Here is a 1,481-nt window from a genome sequence, read left to right on the forward strand (position 1 = left end):
GTACAGAGAGATATGTCAAGGAATCCGTTGTTCGACGTAATGCTTGTAATGCAGAACAACGAGACAACTGACCTTAAGCTCAGTGGCAGTGAGGGTGAAATAACGGGAATTACAAGTACCATAGCTAAGTTTGATCTCACGTTTAATATAGCTGAACAAAATGGAAAATACTGCATTTATATTGAGTATTGTACAGATCTTTTCAATGATGAAACAGCAGATAGTATATTAAAGCATTTTGCAGAAACAGTTAAGGCTGAATGCGAAAAGACAGAAGAAAAACTGGGAAATTATGAAATGCTTACAGAAGCTGACCGAAATGCATGGAAGAAATATAATGAGACAGATGAAGTAATAGAAGAGCTAAGTCTGTTAGAACTTGTCAGAAGGCAGTGTGAAAAAACGCCGTACAGAACTGCAGTTGTTTTTGAAAATGAAAGTATTACATACGATGAACTGTGGCAGAAAGCCGGAAAAATTGCAGGATATCTTCATTCTAACGGCTATGGTAAGGATGACAGCATTGCAGTCAGTGGTGAAAGAAGCATCGAAACAGTTGTTAATATTATAGGTATATTGGCGGCAGGGTGCTTATATGTTCCTGAAAATCCTGAGTATCCTGAAGAAAGAAACAGATATATCAGAGAAAATAGTAAATGCAAAGAAAGACTTGACGCAGAAAGCTATACAAGAAATCAAATGGAATCATATAGTCCGTTCTACTGTGAAAACGATCCTGAATCAATAGCGTATACAATCTATACGTCCGGCAGTACAGGATTACCTAAGGGTGTAGTTATAAAGAATTCTGCGGCAGCAAATACAATACAAGACATCAATAGAAAATTTGCTGTCAATGAAAAAAGCTGCATTATCGGATTATCTGCATTCAGTTTTGACCTGTCAGTATATGATATTTTCGGAGCATTAAGCACAGGAGCTAAGCTCATAATTGTCAGGGATCAGCGAGATTATGAGGAAATACAAGGAATATTAAACAAATATGAAGTCACATTCTGGAATTCTGTACCAGCCATAATGTCCATGTATCTTATGAGCGGAGGCATGGGAACAGATAGTCTCAGAAACGTTCTTTTGAGCGGTGACTGGATACCGATAACTCTTCCCTCAAAAATCAGAAGTGAATTTGTAAATACAGAAGTTTGCAGCCTTGGTGGTGCAACAGAAGGTTCAATATGGTCTATCTATTATCCGATAATAAAAGTACCTGATAATATGAGCAGTATACCTTATGGAATGCCTCTTGCAAATCAGAAAATGCTTATATTGAATGAAAACGGAAAACTCTGTCCTATAGGTGCAGTGGGAGAAATATGTATCGCAGGAAAGGGCGTAGCAGAGTGCTATGCAAATCAGGAAGATAAAACCAGAAAGGCATTTGTAGAGTACAGCGAATTTGGAAGAGTTTATAGAACAGGTGATATCGGAAGACTTCGTGCAGAAGGCTATATCGAGTTTAT

General features: G+C 37.7%; 1 protein-coding gene. It reads left to right on the top strand.

Translation table 11 applies throughout. The features are described 5' to 3' along the window. Positions 1–48 precede the first annotated feature (48 nt). Positions 49–1,481 (top strand): AMP-binding protein (locus T488_RS17275; RefSeq protein WP_242838313.1); only part of this gene is annotated, 1,433 nt, incomplete at its 3' end.

The organism is Ruminococcus flavefaciens ND2009, from assembly GCF_000621785.1.
GTDB classification, from domain to species: domain Bacteria; phylum Bacillota; class Clostridia; order Oscillospirales; family Ruminococcaceae; genus Ruminococcus; species Ruminococcus flavefaciens_C.